We start from the raw sequence: 16,811 nt of genomic DNA on the forward strand, positions 1-16,811 counted from the left end.
TCGCCTTCGCACGCACGATGATGGTTCCATCGGGCATGACCGCTCACACCAGCTGCGTCCCCGGCTCCGCCTGCACCCGATTGCGCACGCCAGCCGGCACGGTTGTCGTCCCCTTGGCGGTGATCGTTGTCTGATTCTTCATGACGCGCTCCCTACGGTTTGTGCGACGACAAGGCGATTCGAACACGGAGGAATGCGGGCCGTCATTCGCCTTGGACGGGTGGTGAGCTTCGCCCGGCAATTTAGACCATTGTCTAGGTTCAGCAGGCGCGACCTGCATTTCAATTGCAGAGTCTTCCCCGACCCCGACTCGAAGTTCAGTTTGACGCTGCAGTGACTGATGTCTTTCGATTGATGGGCAATCGACACAATGTCAACAAATTGTAGATACAATAAAATTGCTGACCTGGGATGAGGCCAAGCGCAGGTCGAACCTCTTGAAGCACGGGCTTGACTTCGACGGCTGCGACGCGATCTGGAACCACTTCACCGTGACCCGCGAGGACGTTCGAGTGGCGTATGGTGAGCCTCGCCACGTCTGTTTCGGACTTCTGCACGATGAAGTGGTCGTCCTGGTCTACACGGAGCGGTCGCGGGGGCCGCATGCCATCTCGTTGCGAAAGGCAGAAAAGCATGAAGCACGCTATTACCGCCAGGTTGCCAAGGAAAACCTCGGCTAAGGTGTCGGACCCGGACAATCCGCCCTGGACCGAAGACATGCTTGGGGCGCCGGTGCTCAAGCGGGGACGCGGTCCTCAGATCGCGCCCACGAAGGTGCTCACCTCCATCCGCCTCGATGAAGACGTGCTTGCGTACTTCAAGTCGCAGGGTTCGGGATATCAATCCCGCATCAACGACACGCTCCGCAAGGCCGTGAAGCGGAATCTGCCGGGACGTCCCAGCGCGGCTGCGCGCAAGCGCGAGGCCGACTGACGCCTACCCCAGCTTCTTCACGAACACCATGCTGCGCCGGTCCCAGTTGTACTTGCGCTTGCGCGCCTCCGGCAGCCATTCGGGGTCGACCTGCACGAAGCCGCGCTTGAGGAACCAGTGCATCGTGCGCGTCGTGAGCACGAAGATGCTGTCGAGCCCCATCGCGCGCGCGCGCTGTTCCACGCGCTTGAGGATCTTCTCGCCATCCCCCTGGCCCTGGCTCTGCGGAGACACGGTCAGGGCCGCCATTTCGCCCGTCTTCGCTTCGGGATAGGGGTACAGCGCCGCGCACGCGAAGATCACGCCGTCGTGCTCGATGATCGAGTAGTTCGCGGCGTCGCGCTCGATCTCGGTCCGGTCGCGCTTCACGAGCGTGCCATCCTTCTCGAAAGGCTCGATCAGCTGGAGGATGCCGCCCACGTCGTCGGCTGTCGCCTCGCGCAGTTCCTCCAGCTTCTCGTCCACCACCATCGTGCCGATGCCGTCGTGGACGTACACCTCGAGCAGCAGCGAGCCGTCGACCGCGAACGGAATAATGTGGCTGCGCTCCACGCCCGCCTTGCATGCCTTCACGCAGTGTTGAAGGTAGAACGCCGTGTCGGTGGGCTGCTGTGCGCTCGGCAGGCTCGCAAGCAGGCGCTCGGCCGCGGCCAGCGGCAGCTCGGTGTCGATCGGGTTGTCCTCGCTCTCGGGTTCCAGCGGCTGCTGGCGGATGCCCGGAATTTCGGTGAGGAAGATCAGCTTGTCGGCCTGGAGCGCGATGGCGACACTGGTCGCGACTTCCTCCATCGTGAGGTTGAACGCCTCGCCCGTGGGCGAAAAGCCGAAGGGCGACAGCAGCACCATCGCGCCGAATTCGAGCGTGCGGTGGATCGCCGCGGAATCGACCTTGCGCACGAGGCCCGAGTGCTTGAAATCGACGCCGTCGAGAATGCCCACCGGCCGCGCCGTGATGAAGTTGCCCGACAGCACGCGCATCTTCGAGCCGGCCATCGGCGTGTTGGGCAGGCCCTGGGAGAACGCGGCCTCGATCTCGTAGCGCAGCTGGCCGGCGGCCTCCTGCGCGGAGTCGAGCGCCACTTCGTCCGTGATGCGCATGCCGTGCGAGTACTTCGCGGCATGGCCCTTGGCGCGGAGCTGCTCGTTAACCTGCGGACGGAAGCCGTGGACCAGCACGATGCGCACGCCCATGCTCTGGATCAGCGCGAGGTCCTGCGCGATGTGCTGCAGCTTGCCCGCGGCGATGGCTTCGCCCGCGATGCCGACCACGAAGGTCTTGCCGCGGTGCATGTGGATGTAGGGCGCCACCGAGCGGAACCAGGGCACGAAGGTGAAATTGAAGACGGTGGACATGGCGCGGGAAGGAACGTTGCGGAAAGTGTATCGTGCGGTCCATGGATCCCGTGGCGATCGGTTTCTGGGGAGCGTTCTTCGGCACGGCGGGCCTGATGCTCGCCGCGTCGCTCGCCGCGTTCGCGCGCTCGCTGCGGCGCGTGGCGCTGATGGCGGCGCTGTCGTCGCTGGTGTCCGCGCTCTTCGTCGTCGCGTATCTCGGCTTCGTGCCGGTGGGCGACGAGCGCGCGCAGGCGCGCCTCCTCGGGCATGTTTCGGTCGTCTGCGCGGTGGTGCTCGCGCTCATGCTGCTGTCGATGCTCGGCTGGCTGCGGCAGCGCCAGGCCGCACGGCGCGCCGTGGCCACGCTGCTGGGCGCCGGTATCGCCGTCACGGCGGCGGGCTGGGCGCTCGATCCCGAAGACCACCTGCTGCTCGGCTCGCTCGCCGCCATGGCGATGGGCGGCGTGATGCTCGCGCTCTCGGTGCGCAGCGCGATGCGCGGCGACCGCCTCGGCTGGGCCGCCGTCTCGGGCGTGTCGCTGATGCTGGTGGCGGTGGGCGGGCTCACCTGGATCGCGCTCGACCGCGACGTGGCCTGGCCCGTGCATGCGGCGAGCGCCCTCGCGGGCACCGGCTACCTCGCGGTCATGGCGGTCACCATGTGGTCGCGGTATTCCTACCTGCTGGAGCTGACGCAGGTCATGGCGCAGGGGCCGGCCTACGACCCCGTCACGCGCATGCGCTCGCACACCGAGACGAGCCAGATGATCGGGCAGGCGTTCTTCCACCGCGACCGCGACCGCGAGCAGCGCGCCATGGGCATGCTGGTCGTCTCGATCGCCAACCTGTACGCGCTGGAGAACCTCCATGGCCGCGCCGCCTTCAACCACGCGCTGTTCGTCTGCGCGAGCCGCCTGCGGCGCTGCGTGCCGACGGACGTGGAGATGGGCCGCCTCGGCGACGACGGCTTCCTGCTGCTCGTGCCCGGCAACCACGAGGGCGACCGGCTCGCGCAGCTGGCCCGCCAGCTCCGGCAGCGGCTCATGCGGCCGGTGGTGCTGGCTACGGGGAAGGCCGCGGCCGACCCGGAGCACGGCCGCACCGACTGGCTGGCCGAAGTCGGCATCGGCGTGCTGAGCGCGGGTCCGAGGTCGCGTCCGGCGCAGGCGGTGGCCGTGGTCCGGGCCATGTCGCGCACGGCCTGGAGTTATGGCAGCCGCATGGCCTGGTACGACTACGAGGGCGCGAAGATCGCGGAGCTGCCGCTGGCGTCCGAATGACGTCGTCCGGCCTCTGACGCCGTTGCCGCGGCGAACGGTGCGCACCCACGGCGGCATCGCATAATCTCGCCTTGCTTCCAGAGAACATTCAATTTCCGGCATCGCTGCCGGTATCGGCGAAACGCGACGAGATCATGGCCGCGATGGCGGCCCACCAGGTGGTCATCGTCTGCGGCGAGACGGGCTCGGGCAAGACGACGCAGCTGCCCAAGATCGCCCTGGCCATGGGCCGGGGAAAGCTCAATGCACCCAAGGGCAGGGGCAAGCTCATCGGCCACACACAGCCGCGCCGCATCGCGGCGTCGAGCGTCGCCAAGCGCATCGCCGAAGAGCTGCAGACGCCGCTCGGCGAGGTCGTGGGCTACAAGGTCCGCTTCCAGGACCGGCTCTCGCGCGACGCCTCGGTCAAGCTGATGACCGACGGCATCCTGCTCGCCGAAACCCAGACCGACCCGCTGCTCGAGGCCTACGACACGATCATCATCGACGAGGCGCACGAGCGCAGCCTCAACATCGACTTCCTGCTCGGCTACCTGCGCCAGTTGCTGCCGCGCCGGCCCGACCTGAAGGTCGTGGTGACGTCCGCGACCATCGACGCCGAGCGCTTCGCGCAGCATTTCGCATCGGCGCGCGGGCCGGCGCCGGTGATCTACGTCTCCGGTCGGATGTTCCCGGTCGAGCAGCGCTGGCACCCGTTCGAGGAGTCGCGCGAGTTCGACCTGAACGATGCGATCGCCGACGGCGTGGACGAGCTCTGGCGCGGGAATGCGGCGGGCGACATCCTCGTCTTCCTGCCGGGCGAGCGCGAGATCCGCGAAGCGGCGGACCACCTGCGCAAGCATCTCTCTCACGATCCGATCCGGCGCACGGCCGAGGTCGTGCCGCTGTTCGCCCGCCTGTCGCAGCAGGAGCAGGACCGCGTGTTCGATTCGCACGACGGCCGCCGCATCGTGCTGGCGACGAACGTCGCCGAGACGTCGCTGACCGTCCCGGGCATCCGCTACGTGATCGATGCGGGCACGGCGCGCGTGAAACGCTACAGCTTCCGCAGCAAGGTGGAGCAGCTGCTCGTCGAGCCGGTGAGCCAGGCGGCGGCGAACCAGCGCGCGGGGCGTTGCGGCCGCGTGGCCAACGGCATCTGCATCCGCCTCTACGACGAAAAGGATTTCGCGGGCCGCCCGCGCTTCACCGACCCCGAGATCCTGCGCTCGTCGCTGGCCGGGGTGATCCTGCGGATGAAGTCGCTGCGGCTCGGCGACATCGAGGATTTCCCCTTCATCGATCCGCCCTCGCGCCGCGCCATCACCGACGGCTACCAGCTTCTCAACGAACTCGGCGCGGTGGACGACGCGAACGAGCTGACGCGCATGGGCGCGGAGCTCGCGAAGCTGCCGCTCGATCCCCGGGTCGGCCGCATGATCCTGGAGGGACGCGAGCGCGGCGCGCTCGAGGAAGTGCTCGTGATCGCCTCCGCACTGTCGGTGCAGGACGTGCGCGACCGGCCGATGGAGCTGCAGGCGCAGGCCGACCAGCAGCATGCGAAGTTCGACGACGAGAAGAGCGAGTTTTCGGGGTACCTGCGGTTGTGGCAGTGGCTGGACGAGTCGCGGGGCGGGCACGGCAAGGATCACAAGCTCTCCAACCGCCAGTACGAACAACTGCTGCGCCAGAACTTCATCAACGTGCGCCGCGTGCGCGAATGGCGCGACATCCACACGCAGCTGCACACGGTGGTGGCGGAGCACAAATGGCGCATGAACTCGCAGCCGGCCGGCTACGAGGAGCTGCACAAGTCGATGCTGGCCGGCCTGCTCGGCAACATCGGCGTGAAGCTCGAGGACGACGAGGCCTACCTGGGCGCGCGCGGCATCAAGTTCTACCGCCACCCCGGCGCGCACCTGAAGAAGCGGCCCGGCCGCTGGGTGGTGTGCGCGGAGCTCGTGGAGACCACGCGACTCTTCGGCCGCGGCATCGCCAACATCGAGCCGCTGTGGATCGAGCATGTGGCGGAGCACCTGCTCAAGAAGCAGCTGCTCGACCCGCACTGGGAGAAGAAGCAGGCCGAGGTGATCGCGCTGGAACGCGCGACGCTCTACGGCATCGTGATCTACAGCGGCCGGCGCGTGCCGTTCGCGCGGGTGGACGTGCAGGGGGCGCGCGAGATCTTCATCCGCGAGGGGCTCGTCGCGGGACAGTGGGAGACGAAGCTGCCCTTCCTCGCCGCCAACCAGAAGCTGGTGAAGCAGGTCGAGGACCTCGAGCACAAGTCGCGGCGGCAGGACGTGCTGGTGGACGAAGAGCTGATCTTCGCTTTCTACGACCAGCAGGTGCCGAAGGACGTCTACAGCGGCGCGACCTTCGAGCGCTGGTTCCGCGAAGCCTCGCGCGGCCAGCCGAACCTGCTGAAGCTCACGCGCGACGAACTGATGCGGCACGAGGCGGCGGGCATCACGACGAATGCGTTCCCGAAGACGGTCAAGCTGGGCGGCGTCGATTGCACCGCCGCGTACCTGCACGAGCCCGGCGACGCGCGCGACGGCATCACGGTGGCCGTGCCGCTGTTCGTGCTGAACCAGGTGAGCGAGGAGCGCGCCGAGTGGCTGGTGCCCGGCATGCTGAAGGACAAGGTGCAGGCGCTGCTCAAGAGCCTGCCGCAGAAGCCGCGTTCGCGCTTCGTGCCGCTGCCGGAGTCGGCGACGCGCGTCTCGGCGCTCCTGCTCGAGCCGCAGCGGTGGGAGCGCGGGTCGCTGACCGATGCCGTGCTGAAGATCGTGCGCGACCAGACCAGCCTGGACGTGAAGCGCACCGACTTCAAGCTCGACATGCTGCCGGCGCACCTGTTCATGAATTTCCGGGTGGTGGACGAGCACGGGCGGCAGCTGGGAATGGGGCGCAACCTCGGCGCGCTGAAGGCCGAACTCGGCGCGCAGGCGCGCGGGGCGTTCCAGGCGCTGGCGGGAATGAAGGTGGCTGCTCCTCCCTCCCCCCGTGGGGGAGGGCAGGGTGGGGGCACGAGCGCCGAAGACGATGCGCCTCGCCGCTCCAGCCCCCCTCCCAACCTCCCCCCAGCGGGGGGAGGCGCAACAGCCGACACCCGCCACACCGCCTGGACCTTTGGCGAGCTGCCCGAGCTCATGGAGGTGCGCAAGGGCGGCACGACGCTCGTCGGCTTCCCGGCCCTCATCGACCAGGGCGACGCCGTCTCCATCGAGGTGTTCGACGAGCCGGACGTCGCCGCCGCGAAGCATCGCGCGGGCCTGCGCCGCCTCTTCGCCCTGCAGCTGAAGGACGCCCTGAAGTACCTCGAGAAGAACATTCCCGACCTGCAGAAGATGGCGGTGGCGTTCATGCCGCTCGGCACGCAGGAGGAGCTGCGCGCGCAGATCATCGAGGTCGCGCTCGACCGCGCCTTCCTGCTCGACCCCCTGCCGGCCGACGAGCCGTCGTTCAAGCGACGCGTGGAAGAAGGGCGCGGCCGGCTCACGCTGATCGCCAACGAGGTCGCCCGTCTCGCGACGACGATCCTCGCGGAGCACGCGACCGCCGCGCGCAAGATCAAGGACACGAAGATCGTGCCCGAGGCCACGGCGGACGCATCGCAGCAACTGCAGCGGCTGATGCCCAGGCGCTTCCTGGCCGACACGCCCTGGGGGCGTCTGCAACACCTGCCGCGTTACCTCAAGGCCATCACCCTGCGCCTCGACAAGCTGCGCGCCGACCCCGCGCGCGATGGCGCGCGCATGGCGGAGGTCCGGCGCGAGGAGCAGCGCTTCTGGCGGCTGGTCGCCGACCGCAAGGGCCACGTCGACGAGCGAATGCAGGAGTTCCGCTGGCTCCTGGAGGAACTGCGGGTGAGCTTCTTCGCGCAGGAACTGCGCACGCCGCAGCCGGTGAGCACCAAGCGGCTGCAGAAGCTGTGGGAGCAGGTGAACGGCTGACGGCGCGCGTCAATGCGCCCCGTGCTGCAGCGCCGCGGCCGCCGCATTCGCCTGCCGCACGCGCTCGGCCAGGGTCCGCACCACCAGCGCATGCACGCGCATCGCCGCTTCGCCCGCGTCTTCGTGCAGGTGCTCCAGCACGTCGCGCTTCAAAGCCCACACCACGCCCGCATCGTGCGCGGTCACCGTCGCCGAGCGCTGCGCATCGTCGTACAGCGCCATCTCGCCGACGATCGTGCCCGCCATGAGGCTGGCGAGCCGCCGGCCCTGGGCCTGCCCGGAGACGGTCACGTCGAAGCGGCCGCGCTCGATGAAGTAGAGCGTCGCATCGCTCGGCTGGCCGTGCCGCAGCAGCGTCTCGCCGGCGGCGATCTCGCGCCGCTGCAGCAGCGGCAGCAGCGTGGCCGCATGCGCCTCGCCGAGTTCGCGTTCGAGCCAGGGGCCGATGGGCTCGTGCGCCGCGCCCGGATCGAGCGCATGCGCGCGCAGCAGCCGGTCTTCGGCGGCTTCGAGCGCGTCGTCGAGCGAACGCGCCACCGTCGCATCGGGAATGCCCTGCAGCACGGCGGGCTTCGTCGCCGGCCCGAGGCCGCTCACCACGAGCGTCACGCCCGCCTTGGCGGCAAGCTGCGCGATCTTCGCGAAAGTGAAGCGCGCCGACGAATCCGCGCTGGCCGCATGCGAGAAATCGAGCACCAGCACGCGGCCGGGAATGCCCGCGTCGGGCGCGAGGAATCCGCGCACGCGGTCCAGCAGCGAACTCGCCGTGCCGAAGAAGATCAGCCCGCGCAGCACGATCACCCGAATGGCGCTGCCATGCCGCAGCAGCGCCGCGCGTTGCGCGGGCGGCCGCTGCACCGAGCTGCGCACGCTCGTCGCGTCGATGTCGTGCTGAACCACGCCCACCCGGCTGTAGCTGAGCGCGAAGTTCAGCGTGCTCACGATCACGCCCGCGAACACCGCGACGGTGAAGCCGATCGTGGCCGTCGTCACGAGGATCAGCACGATCACCGCCCAGTCGACCAGGCCGATGTAGCGGCGCACGTCGACCACCCATTCGCGCAGGATGGCCAGGCCGAGATACAGCAGGAAGCCCGAGAGCACGACGCGCGGCACCCACTGCAGCACCGACGAAGCGCCGAAGAGCGCGGCCACGCACAAGGCGCCGCAGAGCACGGGCGCGAGCCGCGTGCGCGCGCCGGTGTCCGCGATCACGCTGCTGCGCGCCACCGACACGAGGCTCAGGTAGCCGCCGCTCGCTGCGCTGGCGAGGTTCAGCCAGCCGTGCTCGCGCAACTCCTTGTCGATGGAGATGTCGCCGCGCGACTTCACTTCGAGCGCCGAGGCGCTGAGCAGCACTGTGATGACGCCGACTGCCGTGACCGCGATCATGTCGGGCCACTCGCGCGCGAGCGCCGTCCAGTCCACCATCGACACGTTCTGCGTGAAGGGCGACGACCACATGGGCCGCAGCACGGTGTCGAACAGCCAGCCCCGGTCGCTGGCCTGTTCGGCGTCGAGGCCCGCGAGCCGCACGCCGACGTGCGTGGCGACGGCCGCGCCGATCAGCATCAGCGGCAGCACGAGCGGGCCGCGGCGCTTGCGGAACACGAACAGCAGGACGACCGCGAACGCGAAGGCCGCCAGGATCACCGGCTTCGCGAATGTCGCGAGCGGCACCGCGAGCAGGCCCTGCGGCGGCAGCTCCGCGATGATGCGCAGCGCGCCGACGCAGATCAGCCAGCCGGTCGAAGCGAGGAAGCCGCCGATGACGGGGTAGGGCACGTAGCGCACCGCCGAACCGAGGCGGCAGAAGCCGAGGGCGAGGAAGGCGAGCGCGCACAGCACCGTGGTGAGCAGCACGACCCAGAGGATGGCCGGCCCGGCGGCGGCGAAGCCGCCCGAGGCGCCGAGGGTGGCGGCCATGGTCGCGAGGATGGAGGTCGTGTTGCCGTCCGGCCCGGCCACCGCGAAGGGGAGCTGGCTGCGCCAGCCGAGCCAGAGCGCGCCGACGGCTGCGCTCGCGATGGCGAGGGCGATTCCCATGGGCAGCAGGTGCTGCAGCGGCGGCGCGAAGAGCAGTGCCGCATACGACATCGCGTAGGTGATGGCGACCACCGCGCCGACCCCGGCCGCGACGATTTCCGCCGACCAGGACACGTGCCCCGCCGTGCCTGCGGGCGCGATCGCGCGGCCCCATGCGTTCTTTATCATTGTGCGGCGATTATGGTTCGCACTTTCCATTGCGGTGAAAAGCCGAATGACGCGGCTGCGGCGCCATTGCAACATGACTGCAACAGGGCTCCAACGATCGGAGGCGGACGTGGACCGACGCAGCTTCATGGGATCGTGTACCGCCGGTGCCGCGTGCCTCTCCGCGAGCAGCTTCCAGGCCATTGCCGCGAACGCGCAGCCCAGGGCGTACTCGCGCGTTCTGCTGGTCGACGAGCGTGGCGACCCCTTGCGCGCATCGAAGCTGCGCGTGCAGGCTAATTACGTCTTCCACTATCCGTTCGAGGCGACCCCCGTCTTCCTGCTCGATCTCGGCAAGACCGCGTCGCCGCATTCGCTGTCCACCAAGGACCGCAGCGCCTATTCGTGGCCCGGCGGCGTGGGCCGCATGAAAAGCGTGGTGGCGTATTCGGCGATCTGCGCCCACCAGCTCGTCTACCCGACGAAGGACGTGAGCTTCATCAGCTTCCGCAAGACGCGCGCGCAGCGCGGGGTGCAGGACGAACTGATCCACTGCTGCGCCGACCACAGCCAGTACGACCCGGCGCGCGGCGCGGAGGTGCTCTCGGGTCCCGCGCCGCAGCCGCTCGCCGCCGTGCTGCTGGAGCACGATGCGAAGGCCGACACGCTCACGGCCTGGGGCACGCTGGGCGGCGAGATGTTCGACGAGTTCTTCCGCCGGTATGCGGCGAAGCTGAGCCTGGACGTCGGCCCGCAGGCGAACCGCGCCGTGAGCCAGAAGGCGGTGGTGCGCGAACTCGAGAAGTTCTGCCGCAATTCCGTCCAGTGCTGAACTAAAGCTTCGCCAGCCGGTCGAGCGCCGTGCGAAGCGTCTCGTCCTTCTTCGCGAAACAGAAGCGCACCACGCGCTGGTCGAAGCCGTCCCCGTAGAAGGCGGACAGGGGAATCGCCGCGACGCCGAGCTCGGTGGTGAGCCACTTGCAGAAGTCCGCCTCGTTCTTGTCGCTCACCTGCGAGATGTCGACCGACTGGAAATAGGTGCCCTCGGTCGGCAGCAGGCGCAGGCGCGTGCGCGCGAGGCCTTCGCGGAAGATGTCGCGCTTGCGCTGGTAGAAGGCGGGTAGCTCCACGTAGGGCGCCGGATCGGCCATGTACGTTGCGAGTCCGTGCTGCATCGGCGTGTTCACCGTGAACACATTGGTCTGGTGAACCTTGCGGAACTCCGTCGTGAGCACCGCCGGCGCCGCGACGTAGCCGACCTTCCAGCCGGTGACGTGGTAGGTCTTGCCGAAACTGGACACGATGAAGGCGCGTGCCGCGAGGCCGGGGTAGCGCGCCATGCTCTCGTGCGGCTGCCCGTCGAACACCATGTGCTCGTAGACCTCGTCGGAGATCGCGAACACGTCGGTCGGCGCCAGGATCTCCTGCAACTTCAGCATGTCCGCGCGCGACCAGACGGTGCCGCTCGGGTTGTGGGGGGAATTCACGACGATGGCGCGCGTGCGCGGTGTGAGCGCGGCGGCGATCTTGCCGAAATCGGGCCGGAACGTCCCCGGCGTCAGGGGGACGCGGACCACCGTGCCGCCCGCGAGCTCGATGTTGGGCACATAGCTGTCGTAGCAGGGCTCGAGCACGATGACCTCGTCGCCCGGCCGCACCACCGCGAGGATGGCCGTGATGATCGCCTGCGTCGCGCCGGCCGTGATCGTGATCTCCGATGCCGGGTCGTACCTGCGGCCGTACAGGGCCTCGACCTTGGCTGCCACGGCTTCGCGCAGGGCGGGCACGCCCGTCATCGGCGGATACTGGTTGAGTCCCTTCGCCATGGCGTTCGTCACCGCCGCGGTGAGCTTCGGATCGCAATCGAAATCGGGGAATCCCTGGCCGAGGTTCACCGCGTTCTTCTCGGCCGCGAGCGCCGACATCACGGTGAATATGGTGGTGCCGACGGCGGGCAGCTTGGTCTGCAGGGGCGGGGTGCGCTCAATGTTCATCGGCGTGTCTCTTCGGGGGGAGTCACAACTCGTAATCGTGGCCCTGGCCGCTCATGGCCCGGGCAATCAGATTGCGGTCGAGGCGGTCGGACAGCAATTCTGCGAAACGATAGACGAAGGTGCGCAGGTAGGCCCCGCGCTTGAACGCGACGCGGGCGAGGTTGCTGCCGAACAGCGGTCCCAGTGGCCGCGACGCGAGGTCGCCATTGTGGTCGCCTTCGCGCATCGCCATCTCCGCCACGATGCCGATGCCCAGGCCGAGCCGGACATAGGTCTTGATGACGTCGGAATCGATCGCCTCCAGCGCGATGCGCGGGGTGAGCTTGCGCTGCGCGAACGCGGCGTCGATGCGCGTGCGTCCCGTGAACGACGGGTGATACGTGACGATGGGCTCGGCGGCGAGGTCCTCGAGCGTGATCCGCTCCTTGCGCGCGAGCGGATGCGCCAGCGGCAGCACCAGCACGTGCTGCCACTCGTAGCAGGGCATGGTGATCAGGTCGGGGTAGTCCGCCAGCGACTCCGTGGCGATGCCGATCTCGGCGATCTCGTCGAGCACCATGCGCGCCACCTGGTCGGGCGAGCCCTGGTGCAGCGACACGTTCACCTTGGGATAGATCTCGCGCAGCTTCGCCACCGGCACCGGCAGCACGTAGCGCGCCTGCGTGTGCGTCGTCGCGATGGAGAGCGTGCCGCTGTCCTGCGCGCTGAACTGTTCGCCGATGCGCTTGAGGTTGCCGACCTCGCGCATGATGAGCTCGATGCTCTTGAGCACGTGCTGCCCCGGCTCGGTCACGCGCTTCAGGCGCTTGCCGTGACGCGCGAAAATCTCGACGCCGAGTTCCTCTTCGAGCTCGATGATGGCCTTCGACACGCCCGGCTGCGAGGTGTGCAGCGACTTGGCCGCCTCGGTGAGGTTGAGGTTGCGCCGCACCGCCTCCTGGACGAAACGGAACTGATGGAGGTTCATATTCGAATTCTTCTAAGAGCTTCGATCATTATGCATCGGTCGAATCGGGGTCGGGTAGTTACCCCAATGACCATGTACGGACATGGGTAGAGAATTCGGGCATCGTCGTTTGCGTTCGAGGAGTCGCCATTGGCCTATTCGCCCCAGCAGGCGTACAACATCGCCGACCTGCGCGATGCCGCGCGCCGCACGCTGCCCAAGGGCCTGTTCGAATTCGTCGCGCGCGGAACGGAGGACGAGGTCGGGCTGAAGGGCAATCGCGCCGCGTTCGAGGCGATCAAGGTGCGCCCCCGCGTGCTCGTGGACGTGTCGAAGCGCTCGACCGCCAGCAGCTTCTTCGGCCTGCCCGCCAGGATGCCCGTGGCCGTGGCGCCGACGGGCGCGGCCGGTCTCCTGTGGTTCGACGGCGAGATCGCCGTGGCGAAGGCCGCGAAGACCGCCGGCATTCCCTTCACGCTGTCCACGGCTTCCATCATCTCGATGGAACGCGTGGCCGATGAAGCGGGCGGGCGGCTCTGGTTCCAGCTCTACATGCTGCCCGAGCGTCGCATGTCGCACCAGCTCGTCGCGCGTGCGAAGGCGGCGGGCTACGAGGCGCTCGTCGTCACGGTGGACACGGCCACCACGCCCAACCGCGAATACAACCGCCGCAACGGCTTCGTGCTGCCGATGCAGATCACGCGCGCCAACGCGCTCGACGTCGCGCGCCATCCCGGCTGGTTCTTCAACGTGTTCCTGCGCTACCTGCGCCGCTCGGGCATTCCGATGATGGAGAACTACCCCGAAGAGCTGCGCGTGAAGCTCACCTCCAACAAGCCCGGCCAGCAGCCCGGCCTGCCCAAGAGCGATTCGCTGCAATGGTCCGACCTGCGCGAGCTGCGCCGCCTGTGGACCGGCCCGCTGATGGTCAAGGGCGTGCTGCACCCCGACGACGCCGCGATGGCGGCCGACTGCGGCGCCGATGCGGTGATCGTCTCCAACCACGGCGGCCGCAACCTCGACGCCGCGATGCCGACCATCGAGGCGCTGCCGGCCGTGGCCGACCGCGTGGGCCATCGCCTCGACGTCCTCGTCGACAGCGGCTTCGAGCGCGGCAGCGACGTCGCCAAGGCGCTCGCCCTCGGCGCGAAAGGCGTGTTCGTCGGACGCGCGCCGCTCTGGGGCGTGTCCTCGGCCGGCGAAGCGGGCGTGGACCGCGCGCTCGCCATCCTGCGCGAGGAACTCGACCGCGTGATGGCCTTCACCGGCAGCGCGAACGTGCAGGCGCTCGACCGCTCGATCCTCCAACTGCCCGCCGGCTTCGGCGACTGGGCCCAGGACCCCGCCGCCCTGCCGCGGCCCGTCGCCATCGCGGCATAGACAACCCCCAAGCCCGCAAGGAACCCCCAAGCAATGACAGTCAACTGCAAACGCATCGGCAACACCTTCGCCGCCGAGGTCCACGGCCTCGACCTCGCGCGCGGCATCGACGCCGGCCTCGCGGCCGAGATCGACCACGCGCTCGCCACGCACGGCGTGCTGGTGTTTCGCGGCCAGCGTCTCGACGACGACAGCCAGCAGGCCTTCATCCAGCAGTTCGGCCCGCCGGTCGTGACGAATTTCAAGGAGATCGCCACCGGCCATCCGCACTTCTACGACGTCGGCACGGTGGACAACGAGGGCAACCCGATCCCCGAGGACAGCGTGAAGGGCCAGTACCTCCTGGCCAACCAGCTGTGGCACACGGACGGTTCGCAGAACCAGCCCCCGATCCGCCTCACGGCGCTGCATGCGCGCGAGCTGCCGCCGGTGCCGCCGCCCACCGAGTACGCCGACATGCGCGCCGCCTGGAACGACCTGCCGGAATCGAGGCGCAAGGAGCTCGACGGCCTGATCATCGAGCACAGCATCTACTGGTCGCGCTCGAAGATCGGCATGACGATGGACGATTTCAGCGAGGAGACGAAGGCGGCGCGCAAGCCGGTGCAGCATCCGCTCGTGCGCACGCATGCGCTGAACGGCCTGAAGGCGCTGTACCTCGCGTCGCACGCCTCGCACGTGATCGGCTGGCCGCTCGAGAAGGGCCGCGCGCTGGTCGACGAACTCACCGCGCACGCGACGCAGCGCAAGTACGTCTACGCGCACCAGTGGCAGCCGAGCGACCTGGTGATGTGGGACGACACGTGGACGATGCACCGCTCCACGCCCTACAAGGAAAAGCATCCGCGCAAGATGCGCTGGTGCGGCGTGCGCGAACTCGAAGCGGTCTGAGGAAAGAATCACCATGCAAAGAAGACAAGCCCTGGCGCTCATCGGCGCCGCCGCCGCCACGTCCGTTCCCGCCTTCGCGCAGGACGGCTGGCCCAACAAGCCCATCCGCCTGGTCGTGCCCTTCGCACCCGGCCAGGTGACCGACTGGCTCGCGCGCTTCGTCGGCGAACAGATGGCCACGGAACTCGGCCAACCCATCGTCGTCGAGAATCGCGCCGGCGCCAATGGCGTGCTGGGCAATGCCTACGCCGCCAAGCAGCCGGCCGACGGCTACACGCTCGTCATCACGTCCAACGGCACGCACGCCGCCGCGCCGCACATGACGAAGGTGCTCGGCTACGAGCCGATCAACGACTTCGCGCACTTCACGGCGCTCATGAGCCTGCCGTGGGCGCTGATGGTCAGGAGCGACTTCCCGGCGCAGAACATCCAGGAATTCATCGCCTACGTGCGCGCGAATCCGAACAAGCTTTCCACCGGCTACGGCTCGCAGAGCTCACGCCTGTGCGTTCACCTGTTGCGCACCATGGCGAAGCTCGACTTCCTCGACGTGCCCTACAAGTCGCTCGGCCAGACCACGACCGACGTGCGCGGCGGCACGCTGCATTTCAACTTCCTGGACATCGGCTCGGCCATGGCGCAGAACGGGCAGGGCATGCGGGCGCTGGCGGTGACCTCGCCCACGCGCTCGGCGCAGATGCCCTCGGTGCCCGCGATGGCGGAAGTGCTCCCGGGCTACCAGATGACGTCGTGGCTCGGCATGGCCGCGCCCGCCGGCACGCCGCCCGCGATCACGCGCCGGCTGCAGCAGGTGGTCGCGAAGATCATGGCGAACCCGGAGAACCAGAAGAAGATCGCGGCCTACGGCGGCCAGGTCATGACGCAGAACGGCGAGCAGATCGTCGCCACGATCCGGGCCGAGAGCCAGGTGTGGGCCAATTTCGCCCGCGACGCGGGCGTGCAGAAGGAATGATGCGATGAAGATCGGACGCTACAGGGGCGAGGACGGCGCGGAACGCCTGGGGCTGGTGCTGGACAAGGGCGGCGCCGTGAAGGTGCTCGACCTCGTCGCCGCCGCGCAGGCGCACGGCAAGGCGCGCGACTTCGCGCGGACCATGGACGCCTTCATGGACGGCGGCCGCGCGATGCTCGACGCCGGCTACGCCGCGTCGGAATGGGCGCAGCGCGAGGGCGATTCGAAGTGGCTCGCCGACGAAGCGTCGGTGCCGTGGATGACGCCGCTGAACGTGCGCAACTGCATCGCCGGCGGCCGCAACTTCGCCGCGCACCGCGCCGAGACGCTGGAGTACTGGACGAAGCAGGGCGCGAAGCTGCACTCGGAGATTCCGATGGGCTTCGTCAAGCTCGCGAGCGTGATGGTGCCCACGCGATCGACGATCCATCGCCCCGAAGGCTGCGAGTGGTTCGACTACGAAGTCGAGGCGACGGCCGTCCTCGGCAAGAAGGCGCTGAACGTGGACGAGGAGGGCGCGCTCGACGCGATCTTCGGCTACACGGTGCTCAACGACGTGTCCGCGCGCGAGATGCAGCGCAAGGAGATGCAGAACCAGTCGATCCTGCTCGGCAAGAACTATCCGGGCTTCGGTCCGCTCGGTCCGTGGATCGTGACCTCGGACGAAGTGCCCGATCCGTCGGTGCTCGAGGTGCGCCTTACGGTCAACGGCGAAGAGCGGCAGCATGCGTACTGCAAGGACATGATCTTCAGCATTCCGCAGCTCGTCGCGCACTGGTCGAAGACGGGCCTGGACCGCGGCGACCTGGTCACCGTCGGCTCGCCCGAGGGCGTGGCCATCGGCCGGCCCGACCCGATGGCGTTCTACCTGAAGAGCGGCGACGTGGTGCGGGCCGAGGTCGTGCAGTGCGGCGTGCTCGAGACCTTCATCGCCTGAGCGGCGTGACC

General features: G+C 68.4%; 13 protein-coding genes. 9 read left to right on the forward strand and 4 right to left on the reverse strand.

Going from position 1 to position 16,811, the window contains the following annotated elements; translation table 11 throughout:
- Positions 1–398 precede the first annotated feature (398 nt).
- Complete coding sequence (locus AB7E83_RS13425) at positions 399–680, forward strand: BrnT family toxin (protein ID WP_428570212.1); 282 nt, start codon at positions 399–401, stop codon at positions 678–680.
- Complete coding sequence (locus AB7E83_RS13430) at positions 634–933, forward strand: BrnA antitoxin family protein (RefSeq protein WP_428570213.1); 300 nt, start codon at positions 634–636, stop codon at positions 931–933. Before AB7E83_RS13425 ends, AB7E83_RS13430 begins: the two co-directional genes overlap by 47 nt.
- A 3-nt stretch (positions 934–936) precedes the next feature.
- Here the strand turns inward: AB7E83_RS13430 and argA are convergent, their stop codons facing one another.
- Complete coding sequence (gene argA / locus AB7E83_RS13435) at positions 937–2,286, reverse strand: amino-acid N-acetyltransferase (protein WP_428570214.1); 1,350 nt, start codon at positions 2,284–2,286, stop codon at positions 937–939.
- Positions 2,287–2,327: 41 nt separating this feature from the next.
- Between argA and AB7E83_RS13440 the strand changes: the two genes are divergently transcribed.
- Entirely contained in the window at positions 2,328–3,548 is a 1,221-nt protein-coding gene (locus AB7E83_RS13440) for a diguanylate cyclase domain-containing protein (protein WP_428570216.1), read from the forward strand.
- Positions 3,549–3,682: 134 nt separating this feature from the next.
- Positions 3,683–7,486, forward strand: coding sequence for an ATP-dependent RNA helicase HrpA (gene hrpA / locus AB7E83_RS13445; RefSeq protein WP_428570264.1), 3,804 nt, complete (start codon positions 3,683–3,685; stop codon positions 7,484–7,486).
- Positions 7,487–7,495: 9 nt separating this feature from the next.
- Here hrpA and AB7E83_RS13450 read toward each other — a convergent pair whose 3' ends face one another.
- Complete coding sequence (locus tag AB7E83_RS13450) at positions 7,496–9,700, reverse strand: SLC26A/SulP transporter family protein (protein WP_428570218.1); 2,205 nt, start codon at positions 9,698–9,700, stop codon at positions 7,496–7,498.
- A 109-nt stretch (positions 9,701–9,809) separates the two neighbouring features.
- Between AB7E83_RS13450 and AB7E83_RS13455 the strand changes: the two genes are divergently transcribed.
- Entirely contained in the window at positions 9,810–10,511 is a 702-nt protein-coding gene (locus tag AB7E83_RS13455; protein ID WP_428570219.1) for a (2Fe-2S)-binding protein, read from the forward strand.
- A 1-nt stretch (position 10,512) separates the two neighbouring features.
- Here AB7E83_RS13455 and AB7E83_RS13460 read toward each other — a convergent pair whose 3' ends face one another.
- Positions 10,513–11,673 carry a pyridoxal phosphate-dependent aminotransferase gene (locus tag AB7E83_RS13460; protein ID WP_428570221.1) on the reverse strand — a complete coding sequence of 387 codons (1,161 nt, stop codon included), beginning with the start codon at positions 11,671–11,673 and terminating at the stop codon, positions 10,513–10,515.
- 22 nt (positions 11,674–11,695) lie between these two features.
- Positions 11,696–12,640 (reverse strand): CysB family HTH-type transcriptional regulator, encoded by a 945-nt coding sequence (locus tag AB7E83_RS13465; protein ID WP_428570223.1) that lies wholly within the window; start codon positions 12,638–12,640, stop codon positions 11,696–11,698.
- A 129-nt stretch (positions 12,641–12,769) separates the two neighbouring features.
- On the opposite strand from AB7E83_RS13465, the gene AB7E83_RS13470 reads away from it, so the two are divergent.
- Genes AB7E83_RS13470 through AB7E83_RS13485 form a run of 4 tightly spaced genes read left to right on the forward strand, consistent with a single transcriptional unit; the run spans position 12,770 to position 16,800 of the window.
- Complete coding sequence (locus AB7E83_RS13470; protein WP_428570224.1) at positions 12,770–13,999, forward strand: alpha-hydroxy acid oxidase; 1,230 nt, start codon at positions 12,770–12,772, stop codon at positions 13,997–13,999.
- Between the two features lie 33 nt (positions 14,000–14,032).
- Positions 14,033–14,890: a TauD/TfdA dioxygenase family protein gene (locus tag AB7E83_RS13475; protein WP_428570226.1), complete on the forward strand. Its 858-nt coding sequence runs from the start codon at positions 14,033–14,035 to the stop codon at positions 14,888–14,890.
- A 13-nt stretch (positions 14,891–14,903) separates the two neighbouring features.
- Complete coding sequence (locus AB7E83_RS13480) at positions 14,904–15,863, forward strand: Bug family tripartite tricarboxylate transporter substrate binding protein (protein ID WP_428570228.1); 960 nt, start codon at positions 14,904–14,906, stop codon at positions 15,861–15,863.
- A gap of 4 nt (positions 15,864–15,867) precedes the next feature.
- Positions 15,868–16,800 carry a fumarylacetoacetate hydrolase family protein gene (locus AB7E83_RS13485; protein WP_428570230.1) on the forward strand — a complete coding sequence of 311 codons (933 nt, stop codon included), beginning with the start codon at positions 15,868–15,870 and terminating at the stop codon, positions 16,798–16,800.
- The last annotated feature ends 11 nt before the right edge of the window (positions 16,801–16,811 follow it).

The sequence above is a fragment of the Ramlibacter sp. genome (genome assembly GCF_050250995.1).
Classification (GTDB): domain Bacteria; phylum Pseudomonadota; class Gammaproteobacteria; order Burkholderiales; family Burkholderiaceae_C; genus Ramlibacter.

Coding starts and splice junctions, on each gene's coding strand:
- AB7E83_RS13430 (WP_428570213.1), top strand. CDS start 634: ATGAAGCACGCTATTACCGCCAGGTTGCCAAGGAAAACCTCGGCTAAG.
- AB7E83_RS13460 (WP_428570221.1), bottom strand. CDS start 11,673: ATGAACATTGAGCGCACCCCGCCCCTGCAGACCAAGCTGCCCGCCGTC.
- argA (WP_428570214.1), bottom strand. CDS start 2,286: ATGTCCACCGTCTTCAATTTCACCTTCGTGCCCTGGTTCCGCTCGGTG.
- AB7E83_RS13440 (WP_428570216.1), top strand. CDS start 2,328: ATGGATCCCGTGGCGATCGGTTTCTGGGGAGCGTTCTTCGGCACGGCG.
- AB7E83_RS13480 (WP_428570228.1), top strand. CDS start 14,904: ATGCAAAGAAGACAAGCCCTGGCGCTCATCGGCGCCGCCGCCGCCACG.
- AB7E83_RS13450 (WP_428570218.1), bottom strand. CDS start 9,700: ATGATAAAGAACGCATGGGGCCGCGCGATCGCGCCCGCAGGCACGGCG.
- AB7E83_RS13485 (WP_428570230.1), top strand. CDS start 15,868: ATGAAGATCGGACGCTACAGGGGCGAGGACGGCGCGGAACGCCTGGGG.
- AB7E83_RS13465 (WP_428570223.1), bottom strand. CDS start 12,640: ATGAACCTCCATCAGTTCCGTTTCGTCCAGGAGGCGGTGCGGCGCAAC.
- AB7E83_RS13475 (WP_428570226.1), top strand. CDS start 14,033: ATGACAGTCAACTGCAAACGCATCGGCAACACCTTCGCCGCCGAGGTC.
- hrpA (WP_428570264.1), top strand. CDS start 3,683: ATGGCCGCGATGGCGGCCCACCAGGTGGTCATCGTCTGCGGCGAGACG.